Origin of the sequence: Vibrio quintilis (assembly GCF_024529975.1) — a bacterium.
GTDB lineage: Bacteria > Pseudomonadota > Gammaproteobacteria > Enterobacterales > Vibrionaceae > Vibrio > Vibrio quintilis.
In genome coordinates this window covers 2,990,154-3,008,772 of record NZ_AP024897.1, presented here as the reverse complement: position 1 = coordinate 3,008,772, position 18,619 = coordinate 2,990,154, and the positions used below count along the sequence as shown (strand labels likewise).

The window sequence follows — 18,619 nt, the reverse complement described above, 5'->3', positions numbered from 1 at the left end:
GATGGCTGATAATTTAAAGACATATACAATTAAGGAAGGCGACTGCCTGAGCCTGATCGCCGGGAAGTTTGGCATCGACCTGAATCAACTGGCTGCGTTGAATAGTGAGCAGATTAAAAATATTGATCTGATTTATGCAGGAAATACGCTGGTGTTACCGGGGCAGGAAGGCGCTGCATTTAATAATGATCCGGGCACCCGCATTCCGCTGCCAAAGCCACCCAAATGTAAAAACGATTATTGTGGCAGTAGTACACCTGAGCTGGTGGATATTTTATACGTGCCTTCTCATCCCAAATCGAATAAAAAAGTCTGGTATGCGGTCAGTAAAGATGCGCAGACAATCATTCAGGATGAACAAAAGTTAGTTGCTAAATCGGTTGTCGCGGATCACGAAGCAACCCTGCAAAATCTCAATAGCCTCGGGCTGCTGTCTAAATTTCAGAATACGCCGCATGAAGCATTTCTGGCGTCAAAAGAAGACGTCGATCGTTATCGTTTAATGCTTTATCTGTTGTTAACGATAAAAACAGGTGCAGCAAAACAATTTGAACATGGTGAAGACAGTTTTATCGAATCAGTTGCGACTCAGGAAGGATTAGATGTAAAAGAACTGATTGATAAATATATGATGTGGGAAAAGGTCAAAAACTACATCACTTATGCCTTGATGACCCAAAGTTATGGGCCCGGCATGACTTCTGTTGATATGACGATCAAACAATTTAAGAAAATCAGTGATACCAGAAATCAGCTGGCGAAAGCAAGAATTAAACTGCGTTATAAAGTCATACAGCATCTGGAGGGGGAGCGGAAAGATATTGAACGCCGTGCTGAGCAGTTTGCCCGGACGCTGACCACGGATGATGGCTCAAAATTTGTTTATGATAAAAATCATCAGTACTTCACCAGCAGCCAGCAGAAAAATATTGAAAATGCCCTGAAGTTTGTTTTCCTCGGCCGGACATATCGTGACACTGAAACCGCCCTGAACTCTCATGAGGAAGCCAGCCGGAATATTAAGATGTTCTGGAGCTACGTCAAAGAGGTGTCAGCGAACATTTTATCGTATGAATCGGTAGATGATGACAATTATCATGGGCAGTCGAATAGCTTTGCCGCGAATCTGCTGAACCTGAACCGGATGGGCATTCTGTTGAAAGAGCAGTGCCTGACATTTGCTGAGTTAGAAGGTGAATCTGATAAACATCTCGGGCCTGAGACTTTACGCCAGCATAGTGACATGTTTGATTTCTGGCGTAGTAATGAATTTTTGTCGGGCCAGTCAAGCCGTAAGATTGATATCGAAGATGGGCCGGAGATTGCAAAAAAGCTGATTCAGGAACTTGGTGTCAAAACGGATTCTAAAGAGCCGGCACAAAGTCAGATGAAACGAATCATTAATACCAAGGGGTTTGTTGAGTGGGGTTATTATCCATCACTGGCGATTGTCAAACTGATTGATGCGACACTGGGCCAGTGGACTGGTGATTTAAAACAGGTGCTGGGTTCTTCTGCCATGCCTGCTCCGGAAATGTTCAGCAATATGATTTGGGTGAAGAAATTAGCGTTGGCCCGGATTGAGTTTTTAAAAGATCTGGCTGCAGATCGGGCAAAGAAGGCAGAAAACCTGCAACACTTTTATTTGCCTGAAGAAAAGAAAAAAGCGTCTTATCAGCTGATTTGGGATGAAGAGAAGTTTAAGCCGCAGAAGAAAAGCCGCAGACTGTTCCACAAAAAAACCGGTGAAGCCGATTTACAGGTGGTGGAGTGCGTGCTGCTTTCCAGCGGAGATGTCGGTTGGGTTCGCGGCCCTGCCTGGTATTTGCCGCAGTCTTCCGGAGATGAGAGTAAAGCCAGAGGCCATGTAAAGAATATCACTCAGAAAGTGGTGCCGGTTGGGCCGGGTACGATGGTGGATTCACAGAAGCAGGCGTTGCACAGGTTTGATAGTTTGAAGAATACCCTGAAAAACCTCAATGCCGTGTATAAAACCGCAGCAAGTGCCGGAGCCGATGCCGCAAAAGATTTGGTCAAAGGGAAATTTGCCCTGAGTGTCTTCAATATTGCCAAAGAAGCGAAAGGGAAATCAACGGCATTCTGGGAGGACAATTATCACTGGGAAGACGGCCTCGGGCCGGATGGTAAATCACTGTATGTGGTGGATGCTGAGGCGCAGTTTATGCGGCTTTCTTCCAGTGCCAGTGGGACTGTGAATCTGCCCGCCAGTGAGCACGATAAACTCAAACCGAATATGGATTTAACCAGTGGTGTTTCTGCCAGCGTGAACCTGACGTTGCTGAGTGGTCAGTTATCATTTAAGACCTGGTTCCCGCATGGAGATAAGGGCGACCCGACCAAAGGCCCGGTGAAAGGTATGCAGCCAGATATCACTTATATGGCATGGGATAAAGCGCAGCGGAAAGAAGTACCGAAAACATATGAATGTGGCGATTTCTTCCTTGAAATCTCTGCGGTTGTATATGGCTTAGCGGCAGCAACCTGTACTATTTCCGGCAATGTCAGTTTCGGCCCGGCGGCAACGGATGGGAAAATCGGCGTTAAAGGTAAAGCCACCTGTTATCAGGATTATAATCAGGGCGTCAACAGCCGGACACTGGGCTACCGGGTCAATGGCGCTGATCAGAATATCCCGCAGTCTTCTGCCCCGGATAATGGTTCAGATAATGGCAATCCATCCGGGCAGGCGAATAGCGGTTCAGGTGGCGGTAATAAACCGGCACTGGCCGCACAGGGCGTGGCTAAAATTGATGCTTTTGCCGGGGTAGAAGCGGGTGGCCAAATCGGGGCAAAAGTCTACTGGCGGCCGCCATCCACCACGATTAACAGTCATAAAATTGATGCCGATTTACTGGAGTTAGGTGGCGTGACCAGTCAGCTGGCTGCCAATGCCGGGATTGGCTTTTCCGGTGAACTGAGAATTGCCTTTCAAAACGGCACGCTGTATATGGTTGCCGCAGCGAAAGTTGTATGTGGTCCGGGGGTGTCGGGTAAAATTTCGGTATCGGTCAATCCGGTTAATGCGGATCGCTTTATTGAGCACTTACTTAATGTCCTGAAAGAAACCGGCTTCCGGCGAATTGCTGTATTCGGGGAAGTGGATGAAAACGGCAGAAATGATGATTATGAAGCGTTAAATGAACGTTTAACCCTTGCCATCGTTTTAGGGCTGAGCTTCGGTGATATTCTGTTAATGCCCGCCACCGCTTACAATGATTTTAAATCCAATGCGTTAAAGAAAGAGTATGCGCCGACGATTGCCCGAAATATTCTTGAGCGAAGTAATAAACAGAAAGTACAGAGCTGGGTGAAAAATATGCCACCTGAATCTATGTGTAAATTATTGGATTGTTTGAGTCAGCCTGAGGATGAGAGTATATACGAGAATGTTTATGATCTTCTGCCTGATATGATGGAAGATATTATGCCAGACTTTGCAACAAATAGTTACGTGCAAGACCATAAGGCAAGGGAGCGAACGGAATTACTGAAAGCACAGGCTATTGTGCAGATTATGCAATGGCTGGTTGATAGTGCTAAAAGCGAGGAACAAATAGAACAACGCCGCCGTCAGTTTGAGGAAAGTCTAATTCGTATGGGGGGAAATCTTGAAACGGCACGTAATCCATATGAGCAGTGGCAACGTTTTGCTAAAAGTTGGGTTCAACTAGCTAAGTTTATCAACTTGCTAAGGTATGAGTTTAATAATGTACAAGCTCGAGCCATAATAGATACTTTTGTGAAAAGTAGTGAAGAATTATGCGGAAATATGAGATGCTGTCGTTTTTATTCTAAAAATGCAGGTCTTACTAACTTGTTAATAGCCTATCGAGTAGATAAAAAGGATGATACCTCCATCATTGTTGAAGATCGACAAAGGGTAAAAGAAATGGTGGCAGAAAGTGAAGGGTTCTGGAAAAAATTTAAGTGGATATTATGAGCAAATTTAACCTTAAGTCACTATGCAAAAAAATATTCAAATGGATCGCTATAGTTTTTTTCAGCTTAGTTTTAATTACATCTTTAGTGATTGGATATTTATGGTTATTCCCTGATGGTTTTACCGCCCGTCAAAAAGAAGGACCAAAGGTGTTAACGGACCTTCTGCGGATGGCAGAAGAAAGTACACCTTTTAATCCGGATCCTTATATTTCCAGTACTTACCAGCCAGATAATCCGCTATACCAACCTGTATTAGAAATTCAGCGCCACCGTTGGGATATTGCAGAAAAACTCTTGGAACCTTTGGTGGAAAAGGGTAACGCAGGTGCAATGTTTTGGTTGGCAGAAATTACCTACGGTAGTCCTTATCGCTCATCCAAAGCGGCACATTTATATCAAAAGTCAGCAAAATTGGGGAACCCTTATGCCGCGTTAAGGCTGGATGTGGATAACCCAGTTTGTCAGCGGTTTATGTCTGGTTTTTGTAAAGAAAAATGGGGAATTTTTGGGCGAAAGCTACTTAAAGAACGAGCTGATAAAGGTGATGTTAAAGCCGGGTATTATTTATTAAGAGATAAGTTACTGACGACTGAAGAAGAACATAAAGAGTTGGAAAGATTAGTGACTGAAAATGCAAAAAATAATTATTATTATCCATTGATGGATATGTTAGATGGCTATTTAAATAATAAGAAATTACGTGCACATGAAAATAAAAAACTAGTTATTCAGTTGATGAAGTTAGCGGTGAATAATAACTATGTCCCACTTATGTCTAAGATTGTATTTGGTGATGATATTTCAGTTACACCTGATTACTTACTCCAGATTATTCAGAGAAGTGTTTATTTAGAAGATATGCCGGAAATATGTTCTTTTTATTATTCTAAGAAGGAACACAGCCAACGTTCAGATTTGATAAAAGGTGGTGCTTGTGCCTTAACCTCCGATCATGCTAATAGCAATAGATTCAATCATTTTGACTTATTTCAGTTTCGTTTGAAACAAAGAGGCGTTTCTGAATTATCAAAATCAGAAATTACTCAAGCAAAAAAATTGTCTGATAAGATGATTGAACGACAAACTCCATCTATTTACATTGATGAAATGAATCCACCAAGTCCGTAGTTTCTTTACTATCAAAAATAAAAACTTACCATTATTGCGGCTCTGATTTTAAATTTACTATTTCTTATGATAAAAAAAATCAATTTAAAGCTGATCATTCTCTCTGTTTTAAGCTTATGCGTTGTAGCCGCATTAGGCTTTGGCAGTTATGTTCTCTATCACATTATTCCTTCTGGTTTTCAGTCCCGTCATGCTGAGGGGCCAAAGGTGTTAACAGAGCTGCTTCAAATGGCTGAGCAAAGTAAGCCATTTAATCCTGATCCCTATATTGCCAGTACTTACCGGCCGGATAATCCGTTATATCAACCTGTACTGGAAATTCAGCGCCACCGTTGGGATATTGCAGAAAAACTTTTGAAACCTTTGGTGGAAAAGGGTAACGCAGATGCAATGTTCTGGCTCGGGGATATCACTTATGGCAGTGGTTTGTATTCAGCAGGACCAGCAGCAAAGCTATTTCAGCAATCAGCAGAGTCAGGAAATCCTTATGCGGCATTAAGGCTGGATATAGATAATTCTGACTGTCAGCGGTTTATGTCCGGTTACTGTAATGAAAAATGGGGCAAACTGGGACGGAAAATACTCAAACAACGGGCTGAAAATGGTGATGTGAAAGCGGCTTATTATTTGCTGAAGCTGGATATTGATGTATACAGTGATTCAGCTGAAGTTCATCAAAAGCTGGAACAGTTGGTGACAGAGAATGCCAAACAGCACTATTATCAGCCTCTGATGAATTTAGTCCGCACTTATTTATGGCATATCATATATTGTCCATATCTTGATAAGGATACTCCAGTAAGTGAACAAGAAAAAAGACTTGCAATTAAAATTTTAACATTAGCGGTAAATAATAATTTTCCTTTAGCGGCCGCAACCATATATGACAAGAAAAATACTTTATCAGCTGATTATACTGATAAGGTTATAGCACATTATGAGAAAATAGGTCTTGGTTATTATATGTGTTGGGATTATTTATTTTCGAAAGGAAAAAAGACCAGAAATAATATAATTAAAGTTGCATCATGTGCTATTACCAGTGGTTCACTTTCATATAGAAATCATAACCTTTCTTCATTCGAGATGGATTTAGAAGATGAAAGTTTAGATGCCTTGAGTGAAGATGAATTATCTCAGGCAAGGGCACTATCTAAAGAAAGAATCAATGAAATGACCCCGGTTATTTACATTGATGAGATGAACCCTGCAAGTCCATAGTCGATCTGTTAATAAAATCAGGGTAAGCAATAATTGCAGCCCTGATATTTCAATCCCGACAATTATGATAAAAAAAATCAATTTAAAGCTGATCATTCTCTCTGTTTTAAGCTTATGCGCTGTAGCCGCATCAGGCTTTGGCGGTTATGTTCTCTATCACATTATTCCTTCTGGTTTTCAGTCCCGTCATGCAGAAGGGCCAAAGGTGTTAACGGAGCTGCTTCAAATGGCTGAGCAAAGTAAGCCATTTAATCCGGATCCCTATATTGCCAGTACTTACCGGCCGGATAATCCGTTATATCAACCTGTACTGGAAATTCAGCGCCACCGTTGGGATATTGCAGAAAAACTTTTGAAACCTTTGGTGGAAAAGGGTAACGCAGATGCAATGTTTTGGCTCGGGGATATCACTTATGGCAGTGGTTTGTATTCAGCAGGACCAGCAGCAAAGCTATTTCAGCAATCAGCAGAGTCAGGAAATCCTTATGCGGCATTAAGGCTGGATATAGATAATTCTGACTGTCAGCGGTTTATGTCCGGTTACTGTAATGAAAAATGGGGCAGGCTGGGACGGAAAATACTCAAACAACGGGCTGAAAATGGTGATGTGAAAGCGGCTTATTATTTGCTGAAGCTGGATATTGATGTATACAGTGACTCAGCAGAAGTCCATCAAAAGCTGGAACAGTTGGTGACAGAGAATGCCAAACAGCACTATTATCAGCCATTGATGAATTTAATTGGGTATTATGTTCGGCATGGTTATTATGGCCCATTTCTTGATAAAGGTAGCCTGGTTGATGAAAAAGACATAAAAATAACCAATAAAATCCTTACTTTGTTAGTTAATAATAATTATCCTTTAGCTTTATCTACAGTTGTAATTGAAGGTGAGAGTGTGTTTCCTAAAAAATATGTTGATAAAGTAATGAGGCAACTAGAAAAAATAGATGTTAATTATTATTCCTGTCTGGATTATTTCTTTTTAAAAGGTGAAAAAAACAGAAGTAATATAGTTAACCTTGCATCGTGCGCTATTACCAGTGATAAATTTTTACATAGGAATTATAATCTTTCTTCATTAAGAATGGATTTAGAAAATGAAAATTTAGATGCACTAACTGAGAAAGAGTTAGCTAAGGCAAGGAGGCTTTCTAATGAGAGAATCAGTCAAATGACTCCGGTGATATACATCGATGAAATGAACCCTGCAAATCTGTAATCGTTCTGTTAAGAAAATCAGGGTAAGCAATAATTGCAGCCCTGATATTTGAATCCCGATAATTATGATAAAAAAAATCAATTTAAAGCTGATCATTCTCTCTGTTTTAAGCTTATGCGCTGTAGCCGCATCAGGCTTTGGCGGTTATGTTCTCTATCACATTATTCCTTCTGGTTTTCAGTCCCGCCATGCTGAGGGGCCAAAGGTGTTGACGGAACTGTTACAAATATCTGAGAAAAGCGCGCTAACCCATTCCTCAAACCGCCAGCTCACGACAACCCGGAAACTGAATCTTCCAGCGACTGATTGCGCAGTGCATGGAGTGTGATCAGATTATTCAGATAGCTCTGTATCTGATAAATCAGCTTTGCGTCGACGTCTTTATCTCTGAGCTTATGGTTGGATTCAAGAATGAGTTCCCGTGCTTTCTGGGCAATGTCAGGATCGAAAGGCAGCATTTCAAGCATCATGTTTTCTCCGGTAGTTAATCGAATTCATTTCTCCACTCGAAGGGTCTAATCTGCGGGTGGTGAACTGAACAAGGTTAGACCTACCGAACTACCGTTACGGCGCGCCGAAGCGCCCTCGCTCAGCTCACCATAAACTTTATTTTACGGGTACACTGAAGCGGCATGCAAATAGTTAGACGAAAGCCATTATTTTTACATGCGGGTAGTTAGCAGGGGTCTAATCCTGTCACTGGATTTTGCCAGTGAAGGCAGTAGTTTACGTGGGGGCTGGCAGAGAAGTCAATGTCATGCAAGTATGGTTTTTTGCCGACAAAAAATTGTGAATCTGATCAATAAAAACGCTGACATACGCTTTGTAAATCACACCACCATTTTGTAGTTTTTATGCATTTAATTCGCTGAAAAGTGTGATCAGTCCTGAGATTCGCTTCAGCCGCTTATTCCAACTTTGATAACTTGTTGCTACTGTTTACATATGGTTTGGAATATAAATATTATAAATCTTAGACTTATTTTGAATGAGTTCTGAGATAAGAAAGCCTGTTTATCAACATGGAGCCGGAGTCGCATATGGAATTTATTATGGCTGTCTTATTAGGATTGGTGCTGTTAATTGCCATTTCTTAACGTCTCAGCTTTAGCTGACTGAGTTCAACCGTTTCAACATCAATATCCACACCAACACCCGGACGTTTGTGCCGGGTTTGTTTTATCTTCCCTGGTTTGCCGTTACTGATTCTGCTGATGAATATGCAAATAAGGTTGCATATTAATGCTTGATCAATTAATGAGCTATAGATGAAGCAAATATGTCTGTTGCACATGAAATGATAATACATAAATTGTGAGTTATTTTACTTATAAATCATAAAGATATAATTCTGTGCACCAGGTTTGAAAATGAATATTCCGGCTGTTATTTGTCCATTTTTGGTTGTTATTATCGCTCTTCGGTTTACGGGACTTATTTATCGACCCAACAGCACTCAGTCACCGGGTTATTTGGGTAAATAATAATTATTTTTAAAAACACAACAGGACATATTCATGAAATATCATTTACTGGCACTGTCAGCATCTTTGGCTTTGATGGGAAACGCGGCTGCATCTGAATGGGGTTATTCAGGTCAGCATAATCCGGAACATTGGGGAGAGGTGTCTGCGACCTGCCTGCAGGGAAGAAACCAAAGCCCGATAGATATTGATCATGCGGTGCAGGCAAGCATGAAGCCACTGGAAATTCACTATAACGGCACCGTGGTCGGGATTGTGAACAACGGACATACCATTCAGGCGAAGGTTGCCGGTGATAATACAATGACGGTCGACGGGAAGACATTTAAACTGGCGCAATTCCATTTTCATACCCCGTCAGAAAACTATGTCGACAACCACCAGTATGCGATGGAAGCACACTTTGTAAATAAGGATGATTCAGGTCATCTGGCGGTGATTGCGGTGATGTTCGATAAAGGACAAAAAAGCCAGTTTATGGATAAATTAACCGCGAATCTGCCAAAAACAGGTCATAGTGAAAAATTTGCCCATCCGCTGATGGTGAAAGATCTGCTGCCGCATTCGCAGACGGCTTACTACCGTTTCAATGGTTCTTTAACCACACCACCATGTAGTGAAGGTGTACGCTGGTTTGTGATGAAAGATACGGAAACCCTTTCCGATACTCAACAGCATGCGATGATGAAAATCATGGGTCACAATAACCGGCCGTTACAATCTTTGAATGCCCGCGTTGTGACATCGAACTAACCGGCCCGGCCGTGTTTGAATTGCAGCCCGGTGACTGAAGTCGCCGGGCTTTTTTGTGCGGGCTGTAAATCGCTGAATCCTGAGCACGGATGGTTTCTCAATACAGCCTGATAGCGCGTGATTGATAAGTCCCTGCATCAGTAGCATATTCTGATCGCTGCTGATATCATGACCGAAAAGTAAAAACCACGTCAGGCAAAGATTCTCAATGGATAAAGTGCAATTTACTGTTGGTCAGGTTACCTTTTCTTACCGTCTCACCCCGGAGCAAAAAAAACTCGCATCACTGACTGAAAAAACCACGCTGGACCTCAGTGAATGGCCGGAGTTTGAACAGCAGCTCACTGATGCGATTCAGTCCGCTATTCCTGATGAACTCAAGCTACCGACAGAAAAGCAGCTGGCTTATGTCCGCCGGATGGCCGGTGATTTGAACCTCGAATTACCGGCAGGGTATGAAGACAGCGCCCGAATCTGCCTGCATTTTTTCGCAGAACATAAACCCGCCCATGATCGGGTGCTGAATATTTATCAGGGAATTCGCGGGAACCTGCTGGGGTAAGCTGCGTTCTGCTGACTTCGCAGCAGGTTTTTGGGGTACAAAATCAAAAGCGATGCAATGACCAGCCGCCGCTGGTCACAACTGATGATACTTCACTGTGGATGAGCCGGTGGCTGATAACCGGACGGTTTATAACCCCAGCTCACTCAGCCCCGGATGATCATCCGGGCGACGTCCCTGCGGCCAGTGGAACTTCCGTTCTGAATCTTTAATGGGCAGGTCATTAATACTGGCGTGGCGCTCTTTCATCAGCCCGTTTTCATCGAACACCCAGTTTTCATTGCCGTAGGCGCGGAACCATTGCCCGCTGTCATCACGCCATTCATACGCGTAACGCACTGCGATGCGGTTGTTTTTGAACGCGAACAACTCTTTAATCAGCCGGTATTCATGTTCCCTGTGCCATTTCTGTTCCAGAAATGCCTGTGCCTGATCGCGGTTACTGACGAAATGCGTGCGGTTGCGCCAGCGGGTATCCGGCGAATAAGCAAGGGCTACCTGAGCGGCATTCCGGCTGTTCCAGCCATCTTCCGCCAGGCGTACTTTTTCCGTCGCAGTTTGTAAATCAAAAGGGGGAAGCGGCTGTCTTATCTCTGTCATAACTTATCTCCGTCGTCTTGTACTGCATGGACTGTTTTTGAGGGCAATATGGTTTTGAATCAGTATGCTTTGGGAACTGTATGCTTTTTAAAACCGTATGCTTTTTAAAACCGTATGCTTTTTAAAACCGTAGTTTTGCCGGTATGGATATTTTACCGGTATAATTATTTGGCTCAATAATGCGCATGCGTCTTATCCGGACATAATGACCGCCATTTGAGCCACAAGATGATTCCGGCCTCACAGAGCCGGGAGAACATTCCTGTGACAGGGTAAACTGACGTGAAATTTTGCCGGAGCAGATACACATGACCTCAAAACAGACGCGGACCATTGTGATTGCCATTCCTCCCAAAGCTCAGCCGCTGGATGTATCCGGCCCACTGGCGGCATTTCGTGAAGCTTACCGGCAGACGCATGGTGAGATTGAATACGATGTACGCACGCTGGCTGCCGGGCATGACAGGCAAGTGGAAATGGATGGCATGACGATTGTTGCAGACCATACGCTGGACGATCCGCGCTTTCCCATTGATACATTGCTGATCGCCGGTACGCATGATTATCAGCAGGCATTTGAAATGGCGGCTTTTCATGCCTGGCTCAGACGGCATACGCCGGATATCAGGCGTTATGGCTCGGTGTGTACCGGGGCTTTTTTTCTGGGCGCGGCAGGTTTGCTGGATGGCAGGCGGGTGACAACTCACTGGCAACAGGCAGAAGAACTGGCAGCGCGTTATCCGCAGGCTGAGGTGTTTGCTGATTCGATTTACGTGCAGGATGGCGCCTTGTGTACTTCGGCCGGGATAACCGCCGGGATCGATCTCTCGCTGAAGCTGATTGAGGATGATTATGGCCGTGAACTCGCGCTGAAAATTGCCCGCCGGCTGGTGGTGTTTTTGCGCAGACCCGGCGGGCAGTCTCAGTTCAGTGCTCATCTGGCGGCGCAAATGGCGACAGAAAGCCGGATTGAGTCGGTTCAACACTGGATTCTGGCCCATCTGGCACAGGATTTATCCCTGCCGGTGCTGGCTGAGCAGGCGGCGATGAGTGTGCGAAATTTCAGCCGGCTGTTTCGCCGGGAAACCGGTGGGACAGCGGCAGATTTTGTTGAACTTGCCCGCGTGGAAGCCGCCAGAAGGCTGCTGGAAGACAGTGAGACACAATTGCAACGGATTGCGTCGCAGTGCGGATTCAGCAATGTTGATTTGATGCGGCGGGCGTTTATCCGGCGGGTCGGGATTAACCCCAGTGATTACCGGCAACGCTTTTATACCCAAGCAACCTGAAGATACAGACTGTCCGGGGACAGGCAAAAGCTGATGCAAGAAGAGTATGAATGCGAAAAGCATGTGGATAGGGTGAATGCGGAAAATGTGAACGCCGTCAGGCTGTGGCGGCGTTCACGGTTTTGTATCAGGTTGACGTTCTGTCAGCTATGTTTGATCAGCGACGTGCTGTCAGACAAGCAGCGCTTTACCGCGCATCGGATCCTGTGGAATGGCATTAATCAGATTCCGGGTATAGCTGTGCTGCGGATTGGCGTAAATGGTGTCCGCATCGCCCAGTTCAACCACTTTCCCTTTTTGCATCACCATGATCTGATCGGAAATATGTTTTACCACCGATAAGTCATGGGAGATAAACAGATAAGAGAGCTGGTATTCATCCTGTAAGTCCTGCAACAGGTTAAGTACCTGCGCCTGGACAGAAACATCCAGCGCAGACACTGATTCATCACAAATCAGCACTTCCGGCTTCAGGGTCAGACAGCGGGCAATCGCGATGCGCTGCCGCTGGCCGCCTGAAAATTCGTGCGGGTATTTATTAAACGCGCTTTTCGGCAGGCTGACCCGTTCCAGCAGGGCTTCCGCCATTTTGCGGCGCTCTGCCTGACCGGTCCCAATGTTGTGGAGCATCATAGGTTCCGTCAGGATCTGCCCGACCGTAAAGCGCGGGTTCAGGGATGCATAAGGATTCTGGAAGATAATCTGCACCCGGCGTTTGAGCGGCTTAAACTCTTCATCGGTCATGCTCAGCAGGTCATCTCCACGGTAAAAAGCCTGGCCTGAGGTGGGCTCAAACAGGCGCATGATGGTGTGTCCGACGGTGGATTTCCCCGAGCCGGATTCTCCGACAATACCCAGCGTTTTGCCGCGTTGCAGCTTGAAAGAGACGCCATCAACCGCTTTTAAATCCCGGTGACTGAACAGCCCGGTCCGGATCCGGAAATATTTACGCAGGTCTTTGACCTCAAGTACGATATCACCATCAGGCTGATACCCACGCGATCGCTCCGGTGGTTTCTGGTAGCTTTCTGCCTGAAGAAAGTCATTGATCACTGCCAGCCGTTCCGGGCGGTAGTCGAGGGTCGGGCGGCAGTTTAACAGTGCTTTGGTATACGGGTGTTCCGGTTGGGTGAAGATGGTTTTGATATCGCCCTGTTCGCAAATATTGCCGTGACGCATCACCACCACCTGATCGGCAAATTCAGCCACAACACCAAGATCATGGGTGATAAACAGCACCGACATCTTGTGCTTTTTCTGCATGTCAGCGATCAGTTCCAGAATCTGCTTCTGAATCGTCACATCCAGAGCTGTGGTTGGTTCGTCAGCAATCAGTAATTTGGGTTCACAGGCGATCGCCATGGCAATCATCACCCGTTGCTGCTGTCCGCCGGAGAGTTCGTGGGGATAAGCTTTGATCCGGTTCGCCGGGTCAGGCAGGCCGACTTCGGTGAGCAGTTCAATGGCTTTTTCTCTGGCGGCTTTTTTACCGATATTTTTATGTTCCAGCAGGGTTTCGATAATCTGATCTCCGATACTGAATACCGGATTTAAAGAACTCATCGGTTCCTGAAAAATCATCGCCACTTCGCTGCCACGCAGTTTTTGCAGTTCTTTCCGGGACATTTTCAGCACATCCCGGCCGTCAAACTCAATCTGGCTTTGCTCTGAAATCAGCGTATTTGAAACCGGCAACAATCCCATTAATGCCATGGAAGTGACGGACTTGCCGGAGCCGGATTCACCGACCAGCGCTACGGTGGTGTTTTCCGGCACGGTAAAATTAATCGTTTTTAATGCGTGAAACAGGTCGCCATCTTCCAGTCTGAAGTCGACCTTTAAGTTTTTCACTGTTAATAAAGGTTGGTTCATCATGCTTCCCTCATCACTTCACTTTCGGGTCTAATGCGTCACGCATGCTGTCTGTCAGCAGGCTGAATGCCGTCACCAGAATGGACATAAATACCGTGACTGTCGCCATTTGCCACCAATAGCCCTGAAGCAGTTCGGAGGGCACTTCTGCCAGCATCGAACCCCAGCTGGTTTGTGTGATGCTGACCCCGAATCCGAGGAAAGAAAGCACCACTTCGGATTTAATCATACCGACGGTCAGAATCGAGAACTGTACCAGCAGCAGGTGACTGACGTTCGGCAGAATATGCAGGAACATCTTTCGCCCGTGACCCGCACCGATGGCATCGGCAGCCTGCACATATTCGCGGTCTTTGTGCTTCATAAACTCAGCCCGCATAATCCGGAATACGGAGGTCCACGAAGTCAGACCGAAGATGATGATTAATGTATCAATCCCGCGGGAAAACACTACGGCGAAAGACAGCAGAAGCAGCATGTCCGGAATGGAGGTAAAAATGCTGTAAAACCACATCAGCAGGTCATCAACCCATCTGCCGAAATAGCCGGCCAGTGCGCCTAAAATCGTACCAATCACAATTGCACAGAAAGAGCCGAACAGGGCAACGGTGACCGAGACAGATGTGCCTTTTAAGGTTTTTTGCAGAATATCGCGTCCGCGGCCATCTGCGCCAAGAATCAGTGAATCGGTTTTTTTAACCGTTTCGGTTTCGTATTGATCTTCATTGGTATCGGCTTCGGCTAACAGGGCCGCGAGGGGGTCGTCAGCATCTTCTTTAAGTGTTTCCTGTTCAACGCCCTGAATGCTGCTGGCTTTGACTTCTGCGCCGCGGGTTTCCCAGCTGGCAAACGTCGGTGGTGCATGGGGCAGGGCGATTTCTTCCCGCCAGTCAGCCCCGACCAGATTTATCCATCCGCTCAGAGAGAGCAATAAGTAGAAGATGACGATATACAGGCTGAAATAGCCGACTTTATCTTTCTTTAATCGTTGCCAGCCCAGGCTCCATAAGCTGCGGGCCGGTGCGTCTGATACGGTTGATTCTGCGTCCAGACTGAGATCGTTAGTTTGAGAATGCACGGTCTGTCCTTCCTATTTCAGTTTCACGCGTGGGTCAACCAGCTTATAGATTAAATCTGCCAGCAGATTAAAGATCATAATGGCAATCACCAGATAAATCGTGATGGCCTTAATGACCGGAAAGTCACTGTTGTTGACGGCTTTGAGAATTTCATTGCCCAGCCCCGGAATGCCGAAAAAGCGTTCCATCAGCACTGAGCCGGTAATCATATACGGCAGAGAAGCCATGACCCCGGTGACAATCGGAATCAATGCGTTACGCATCACGTGTTTTAAGATGACTTTTCGCTCAGATAAGCCTTTTGCCCGTGCAGTCCGCACATAGTCGTGGTTAATCTCTTCGACGAAACAGGTCCGGTAAAAGCGGGTGTCAGGGGCGATACTGACTGCCAGCCCGATAATCAGCGGCAGCGGAATATAAATCAGGAAGTTTTGCCACGGGTCGTTGCCCCAGCCGAAGACCGGAAACCACTGTAGTTTGTAAGCCAGATAATATTGTCCGGCGATGATGTAAACCAGAATACTGATCGACATGGCAAAGGTTGAAATAATCGTGACGGTACGGTCATAAATACTGCCGTTGAAATAAGCCACGGAAGCGGCAAACAGCAGCGAGAAAAACAACGAGAAGATCTGCCAGGTCAGCAGTAACATGACAGAAGGTCCGACCCGGTTGCCGATAATTTCGGACACCGGCTGTTGTGTCGACCATGATGTGCCGAAATCCATCGTCAGCACTTGCTGAATAAAAATAAGGAACTGTTCAGGCAGGCTTTTATCCAGCCCTAACTGTGCCCGGATGCTGGCAATCATTTCTGCATTCAGGCTTTTACCGGCCAGAATATAAGATGGATCGCCACCGACTAATGTATACAGCGTAAACAGCAGCAGCATGACGCCAAGCAGGGTCGGAATCATTTGCCAGCTTCTGCGAATGATATAAGAAAGCATGAGTTCTCCTGAGAATTGCAAAGGTCAATACGACTCGTGAGCGAGCCGTATTGATTTTCATGCAACCAGATGTAAAAAGTGAATCAGTTTATTTTTTATCATCCAGTGACATATAACGCCAGGAGCCGATGATCGGATGGGATTTGTAACCATGAACATAGTCGTGAGTCACCATACTTCTGATCCGCGTATCACCCATGACCAAAGGCTGGTATTGCGTGATTTGCTTGTTCATTTTGTCATAGAGTTTCTGACGCTCAGGACCGTCAGGAAGTTTCAGGGTTTCTTCGTACTCTTTGTTAAACACAGGCAGGTTGAATGCCGCCCAGTTGGAATCGCCGGTATTCGGGCCGTAGAACATCTGCATGAAGTTGTCACCATCCGGATAATCGGCAAACCAGGCCAGTCCCCACATCTGGAGTTTTCCTTCCCGGTTCATCTTCGACAGTTCGTTCCATTTCCCGGTTTTAAATGTCAGCTTAATTTTGACGGCGTCAAAGGTCTGTTGCCAGAACTCATTCCATTCCCGGTCAATCGCTGCGGTGCCGGTGCCCATTTCAACCGATAACGGAGAACCATCGGGCTGGGTACGGAAGCCATCCGGGCCGATTTTATAACCGGCAGCATCGAGCAATGCATTGGCTTTCGCCGGATTATATTGAATCGCACTCTTCACATTCGGGTTGTGGCCTGCCACGCCTTCTGGAATCACGTAGTTGACGGGGGTTGCCTGACCACGGCGGATCCGGGCGATCGTTTCTGCCCGCGGGTAAGCCATCGCGATAGCGCGGCGCAGAGCGATTTTCTTCGGTGTATAACCGCCGACAACCGGGTCTTCCATATTAAAGAAGTAGAAGGTGATTTCCAGTAATTTGCTGCGTTGGAGCGAAATGCCCTGATCAACAAATTTTTTCGCCAGTTTGACGTCCTGAGGATTTTTCGGATTCATCACCAGCGCTTCTTTGTAGGCCGGTTGCGGAATGCCGGACAAATCCAGTTGTTTGTTCAGAAAAGCCAGCCATCCCGGTTGTTCTTCTTCTATCACATTGATGTTGATATTTTTAATCTGCGGTATGGTTTTGCCATGCATCTCTTTGGCAACTTTGACCGAGACCGGGTCAGTCGGATCCGGTTTAAAATCAAATGTCAGTTTGCGGAAGTTGGGATTGGCCGTCAGCGAAATTTTGTTGCCCGGTTTCCAGTCAGCCAGCATATAAGGGCCCGTTCCGACCGGGTGAGCATTGGTATTGGCTGCATTGGCTTCAATCACTTCCCGTGCGACGGCGGCAAAAGAAGGCATCGCCATAATCACCGAGAAGTTATAATTTATTTCTTTCAGGTTCAGTTGCAGTGTGTATTTGTCTAATGCTTTGATCCCTTCAATTTTTGTATCGTAATTCAGCGGCCCGTTGCCTGACTGTTTCACCAGTTTGTCTGTGCCGACAAATTTTCCGGCCAACAGATAACTGGTAGGGGAGTTGATGGTTTTATCCAGAATACGTTTCAGGGAGTAGACATAATCCGCGGCAACCAGCTCGCGTTTTTTGCCTTTAAATGCCGGGTCATCGGCAAAATAAATACCCGGTTTAATTTTGAACGTATAAGTTTTACCGCCATTGGTAATTTTGGGCATGGATTCAATGACATTCGGAACAAGCTTGACCGGCCGGGCCAGGTAGTCATAGGTGAGCAGGGTATCGTAAACATTACTAACGACCTGCATCGAGTAGCTATCCCCAACCTTTGCCGGGTCAAATCCCGTCGCCGGGCCATCAATATCGACATTGAGTGTGCCGTGTGGCCCTGCCGCATAAAGCGGGCCAGAGGTGGCAATTGCAGCAACCAGCAGTGCGGCTTTAAAAAACTTGTCCTTTATTATCATTAAAACTTCTCCATTCTAAGTTTCGTTTCAGATACGGTTCCGAATATATCCGTTGCCGGATATTTGTTTCCTGATATGTCCCTTCATCAACAACGTTTACAGGTATATCCGGAATATTTTCGGATGATTCATTGCACATGAGTGGATAAATGACTGATATACAGAAGCAAAAGATACGCCACTGGATGATTTCGCTTCTGTCAGGCTGCCATTTGTCTATACATTTTGTTCAAAAATTAAACAGCTCTGTTCATTGGTCAGTATGGATAAAAAACAGGTGCTCATGTATATAATATGTTGTATTGTAAGTGTTTTTTACGGCTGGTATCTTGATATCACATCTCAGCTTAAGATGCGAGCTTTGATGATTATGTCTGTTTGAAATTCAGATGAGACTCATTTGATTGGGACTTGTGACAAGTGATTTGTAACTCTATGATTTAATGATTGATCTCTCAGGTAATTCCGGTTTGATCAGGGAATGAAACGGATCAAAGGCAGGGAAAAAATATCAAATAATAAAAAAATTCTCAGATAATGAAAAATACAGACAAGTGAATTGATTCAATTGATTTCTTATTAAAAGACTGAATATAAATCAGTGAATGGGATTA

At 45.4% G+C, this 18,619-nt stretch carries 13 protein-coding genes; 7 read left to right on the top strand and 6 right to left on the bottom strand.

The annotated features are described in order from the left end of the window. Position 1 precedes the first annotated feature (1 nt). The 4 genes from OC443_RS13835 (at position 2) to OC443_RS13820 (ending at position 7,534) form a co-directional block, all read left to right on the top strand. Positions 2-3,961 carry a LysM peptidoglycan-binding domain-containing protein gene (locus tag OC443_RS13835; protein ID WP_073581592.1) on the top strand — a complete coding sequence of 1,320 codons (3,960 nt, stop codon included), beginning with the start codon at positions 2-4 and terminating at the stop codon, positions 3,959-3,961. Continuing rightward, positions 3,958-5,091, top strand: coding sequence for an SEL1-like repeat protein (locus OC443_RS13830; protein WP_073581594.1), 1,134 nt, complete (start codon positions 3,958-3,960; stop codon positions 5,089-5,091). Before OC443_RS13835 ends, OC443_RS13830 begins: the two co-directional genes overlap by 4 nt. A gap of 66 nt (positions 5,092-5,157) precedes the next feature. Further along, on the top strand, positions 5,158-6,312 hold the full coding sequence (locus OC443_RS13825; protein WP_073581596.1) for an SEL1-like repeat protein: 1,155 nt from the start codon (positions 5,158-5,160) through the stop codon (positions 6,310-6,312). A 64-nt stretch (positions 6,313-6,376) separates the two neighbouring features. Continuing rightward, complete coding sequence (locus OC443_RS13820) at positions 6,377-7,534, top strand: SEL1-like repeat protein (RefSeq protein WP_073581598.1); 1,158 nt, start codon at positions 6,377-6,379, stop codon at positions 7,532-7,534. A gap of 269 nt (positions 7,535-7,803) precedes the next feature. Here the strand turns inward: OC443_RS13820 and OC443_RS13815 are convergent, their stop codons facing one another. Further along, entirely contained in the window at positions 7,804-8,004 is a 201-nt protein-coding gene (locus OC443_RS13815) for a hypothetical protein (RefSeq protein ID WP_073581600.1), read from the bottom strand. A gap of 1,047 nt (positions 8,005-9,051) precedes the next feature. Here OC443_RS13815 and OC443_RS13810 point away from each other — a divergent pair. Both OC443_RS13810 and OC443_RS13805 read left to right on the top strand, forming a co-directional pair. Continuing rightward, complete coding sequence (locus tag OC443_RS13810; RefSeq protein ID WP_073581602.1) at positions 9,052-9,771, top strand: carbonic anhydrase; 720 nt, start codon at positions 9,052-9,054, stop codon at positions 9,769-9,771. 208 nt (positions 9,772-9,979) lie between these two features. Then, positions 9,980-10,333, top strand: a complete 354-nt coding sequence (locus OC443_RS13805) for a hypothetical protein (protein ID WP_073581604.1) — start codon at positions 9,980-9,982, stop codon at positions 10,331-10,333. A 129-nt stretch (positions 10,334-10,462) separates the two neighbouring features. Here OC443_RS13805 and OC443_RS13800 read toward each other — a convergent pair whose 3' ends face one another. Continuing rightward, entirely contained in the window at positions 10,463-10,933 is a 471-nt protein-coding gene (locus OC443_RS13800) for a nuclear transport factor 2 family protein (protein WP_073581606.1), read from the bottom strand. Positions 10,934-11,241: 308 nt separating this feature from the next. Between OC443_RS13800 and OC443_RS13795 the strand changes: the two genes are divergently transcribed. Beyond that, the gene (locus OC443_RS13795) at positions 11,242-12,222 is read left to right on the top strand and encodes a GlxA family transcriptional regulator (RefSeq protein ID WP_073581610.1); all 981 of its coding nucleotides are present in this window, start codon (positions 11,242-11,244) and stop codon (positions 12,220-12,222) included. 171 nt (positions 12,223-12,393) lie between these two features. Here OC443_RS13795 and OC443_RS13790 read toward each other — a convergent pair whose 3' ends face one another. The 4 genes from OC443_RS13790 to OC443_RS13775 form a co-directional block, all read right to left on the bottom strand. Beyond that, the gene (locus tag OC443_RS13790; RefSeq protein ID WP_200796908.1) at positions 12,394-14,097 is read right to left on the bottom strand and encodes an ABC transporter ATP-binding protein; all 1,704 of its coding nucleotides are present in this window, start codon (positions 14,095-14,097) and stop codon (positions 12,394-12,396) included. 10 nt (positions 14,098-14,107) lie between these two features. Further along, positions 14,108-15,172 carry an ABC transporter permease gene (locus OC443_RS13785; RefSeq protein WP_083601569.1) on the bottom strand — a complete coding sequence of 355 codons (1,065 nt, stop codon included), beginning with the start codon at positions 15,170-15,172 and terminating at the stop codon, positions 14,108-14,110. Between the two features lie 12 nt (positions 15,173-15,184). Next, positions 15,185-16,123, bottom strand: coding sequence for an ABC transporter permease (locus tag OC443_RS13780; protein ID WP_073581614.1), 939 nt, complete (start codon positions 16,121-16,123; stop codon positions 15,185-15,187). 88 nt (positions 16,124-16,211) lie between these two features. Beyond that, a complete protein-coding gene (locus tag OC443_RS13775) occupies positions 16,212-18,005 on the bottom strand; it encodes an ABC transporter substrate-binding protein (RefSeq protein ID WP_073581616.1) in 1,794 nt (597 codons plus the stop codon). Positions 18,006-18,619: the final 614 nt, after the last annotated feature.

Bases quoted from the DNA above. Each gene is read 5' to 3' on its own strand.
- OC443_RS13795 (WP_073581610.1), top strand. From the start codon at position 11,242: ATGACCTCAAAACAGACGCGGACCATTGTGATTGCCATTCCTCCCAAA.
- OC443_RS13800 (WP_073581606.1), bottom strand. From the start codon at position 10,933: ATGACAGAGATAAGACAGCCGCTTCCCCCTTTTGATTTACAAACTGCG.
- OC443_RS13775 (WP_073581616.1), bottom strand. From the start codon at position 18,005: ATGATAATAAAGGACAAGTTTTTTAAAGCCGCACTGCTGGTTGCTGCA.
- OC443_RS13805 (WP_073581604.1), top strand. From the start codon at position 9,980: ATGGATAAAGTGCAATTTACTGTTGGTCAGGTTACCTTTTCTTACCGT.
- OC443_RS13820 (WP_073581598.1), top strand. From the start codon at position 6,377: ATGATAAAAAAAATCAATTTAAAGCTGATCATTCTCTCTGTTTTAAGC.
- OC443_RS13835 (WP_073581592.1), top strand. From the start codon at position 2: ATGGCTGATAATTTAAAGACATATACAATTAAGGAAGGCGACTGCCTG.
- OC443_RS13830 (WP_073581594.1), top strand. From the start codon at position 3,958: ATGAGCAAATTTAACCTTAAGTCACTATGCAAAAAAATATTCAAATGG.
- OC443_RS13825 (WP_073581596.1), top strand. From the start codon at position 5,158: ATGATAAAAAAAATCAATTTAAAGCTGATCATTCTCTCTGTTTTAAGC.
- OC443_RS13815 (WP_073581600.1), bottom strand. From the start codon at position 8,004: ATGATGCTTGAAATGCTGCCTTTCGATCCTGACATTGCCCAGAAAGCA.
- OC443_RS13810 (WP_073581602.1), top strand. From the start codon at position 9,052: ATGAAATATCATTTACTGGCACTGTCAGCATCTTTGGCTTTGATGGGA.
- OC443_RS13780 (WP_073581614.1), bottom strand. From the start codon at position 16,123: ATGCTTTCTTATATCATTCGCAGAAGCTGGCAAATGATTCCGACCCTG.
- OC443_RS13790 (WP_200796908.1), bottom strand. From the start codon at position 14,097: ATGATGAACCAACCTTTATTAACAGTGAAAAACTTAAAGGTCGACTTC.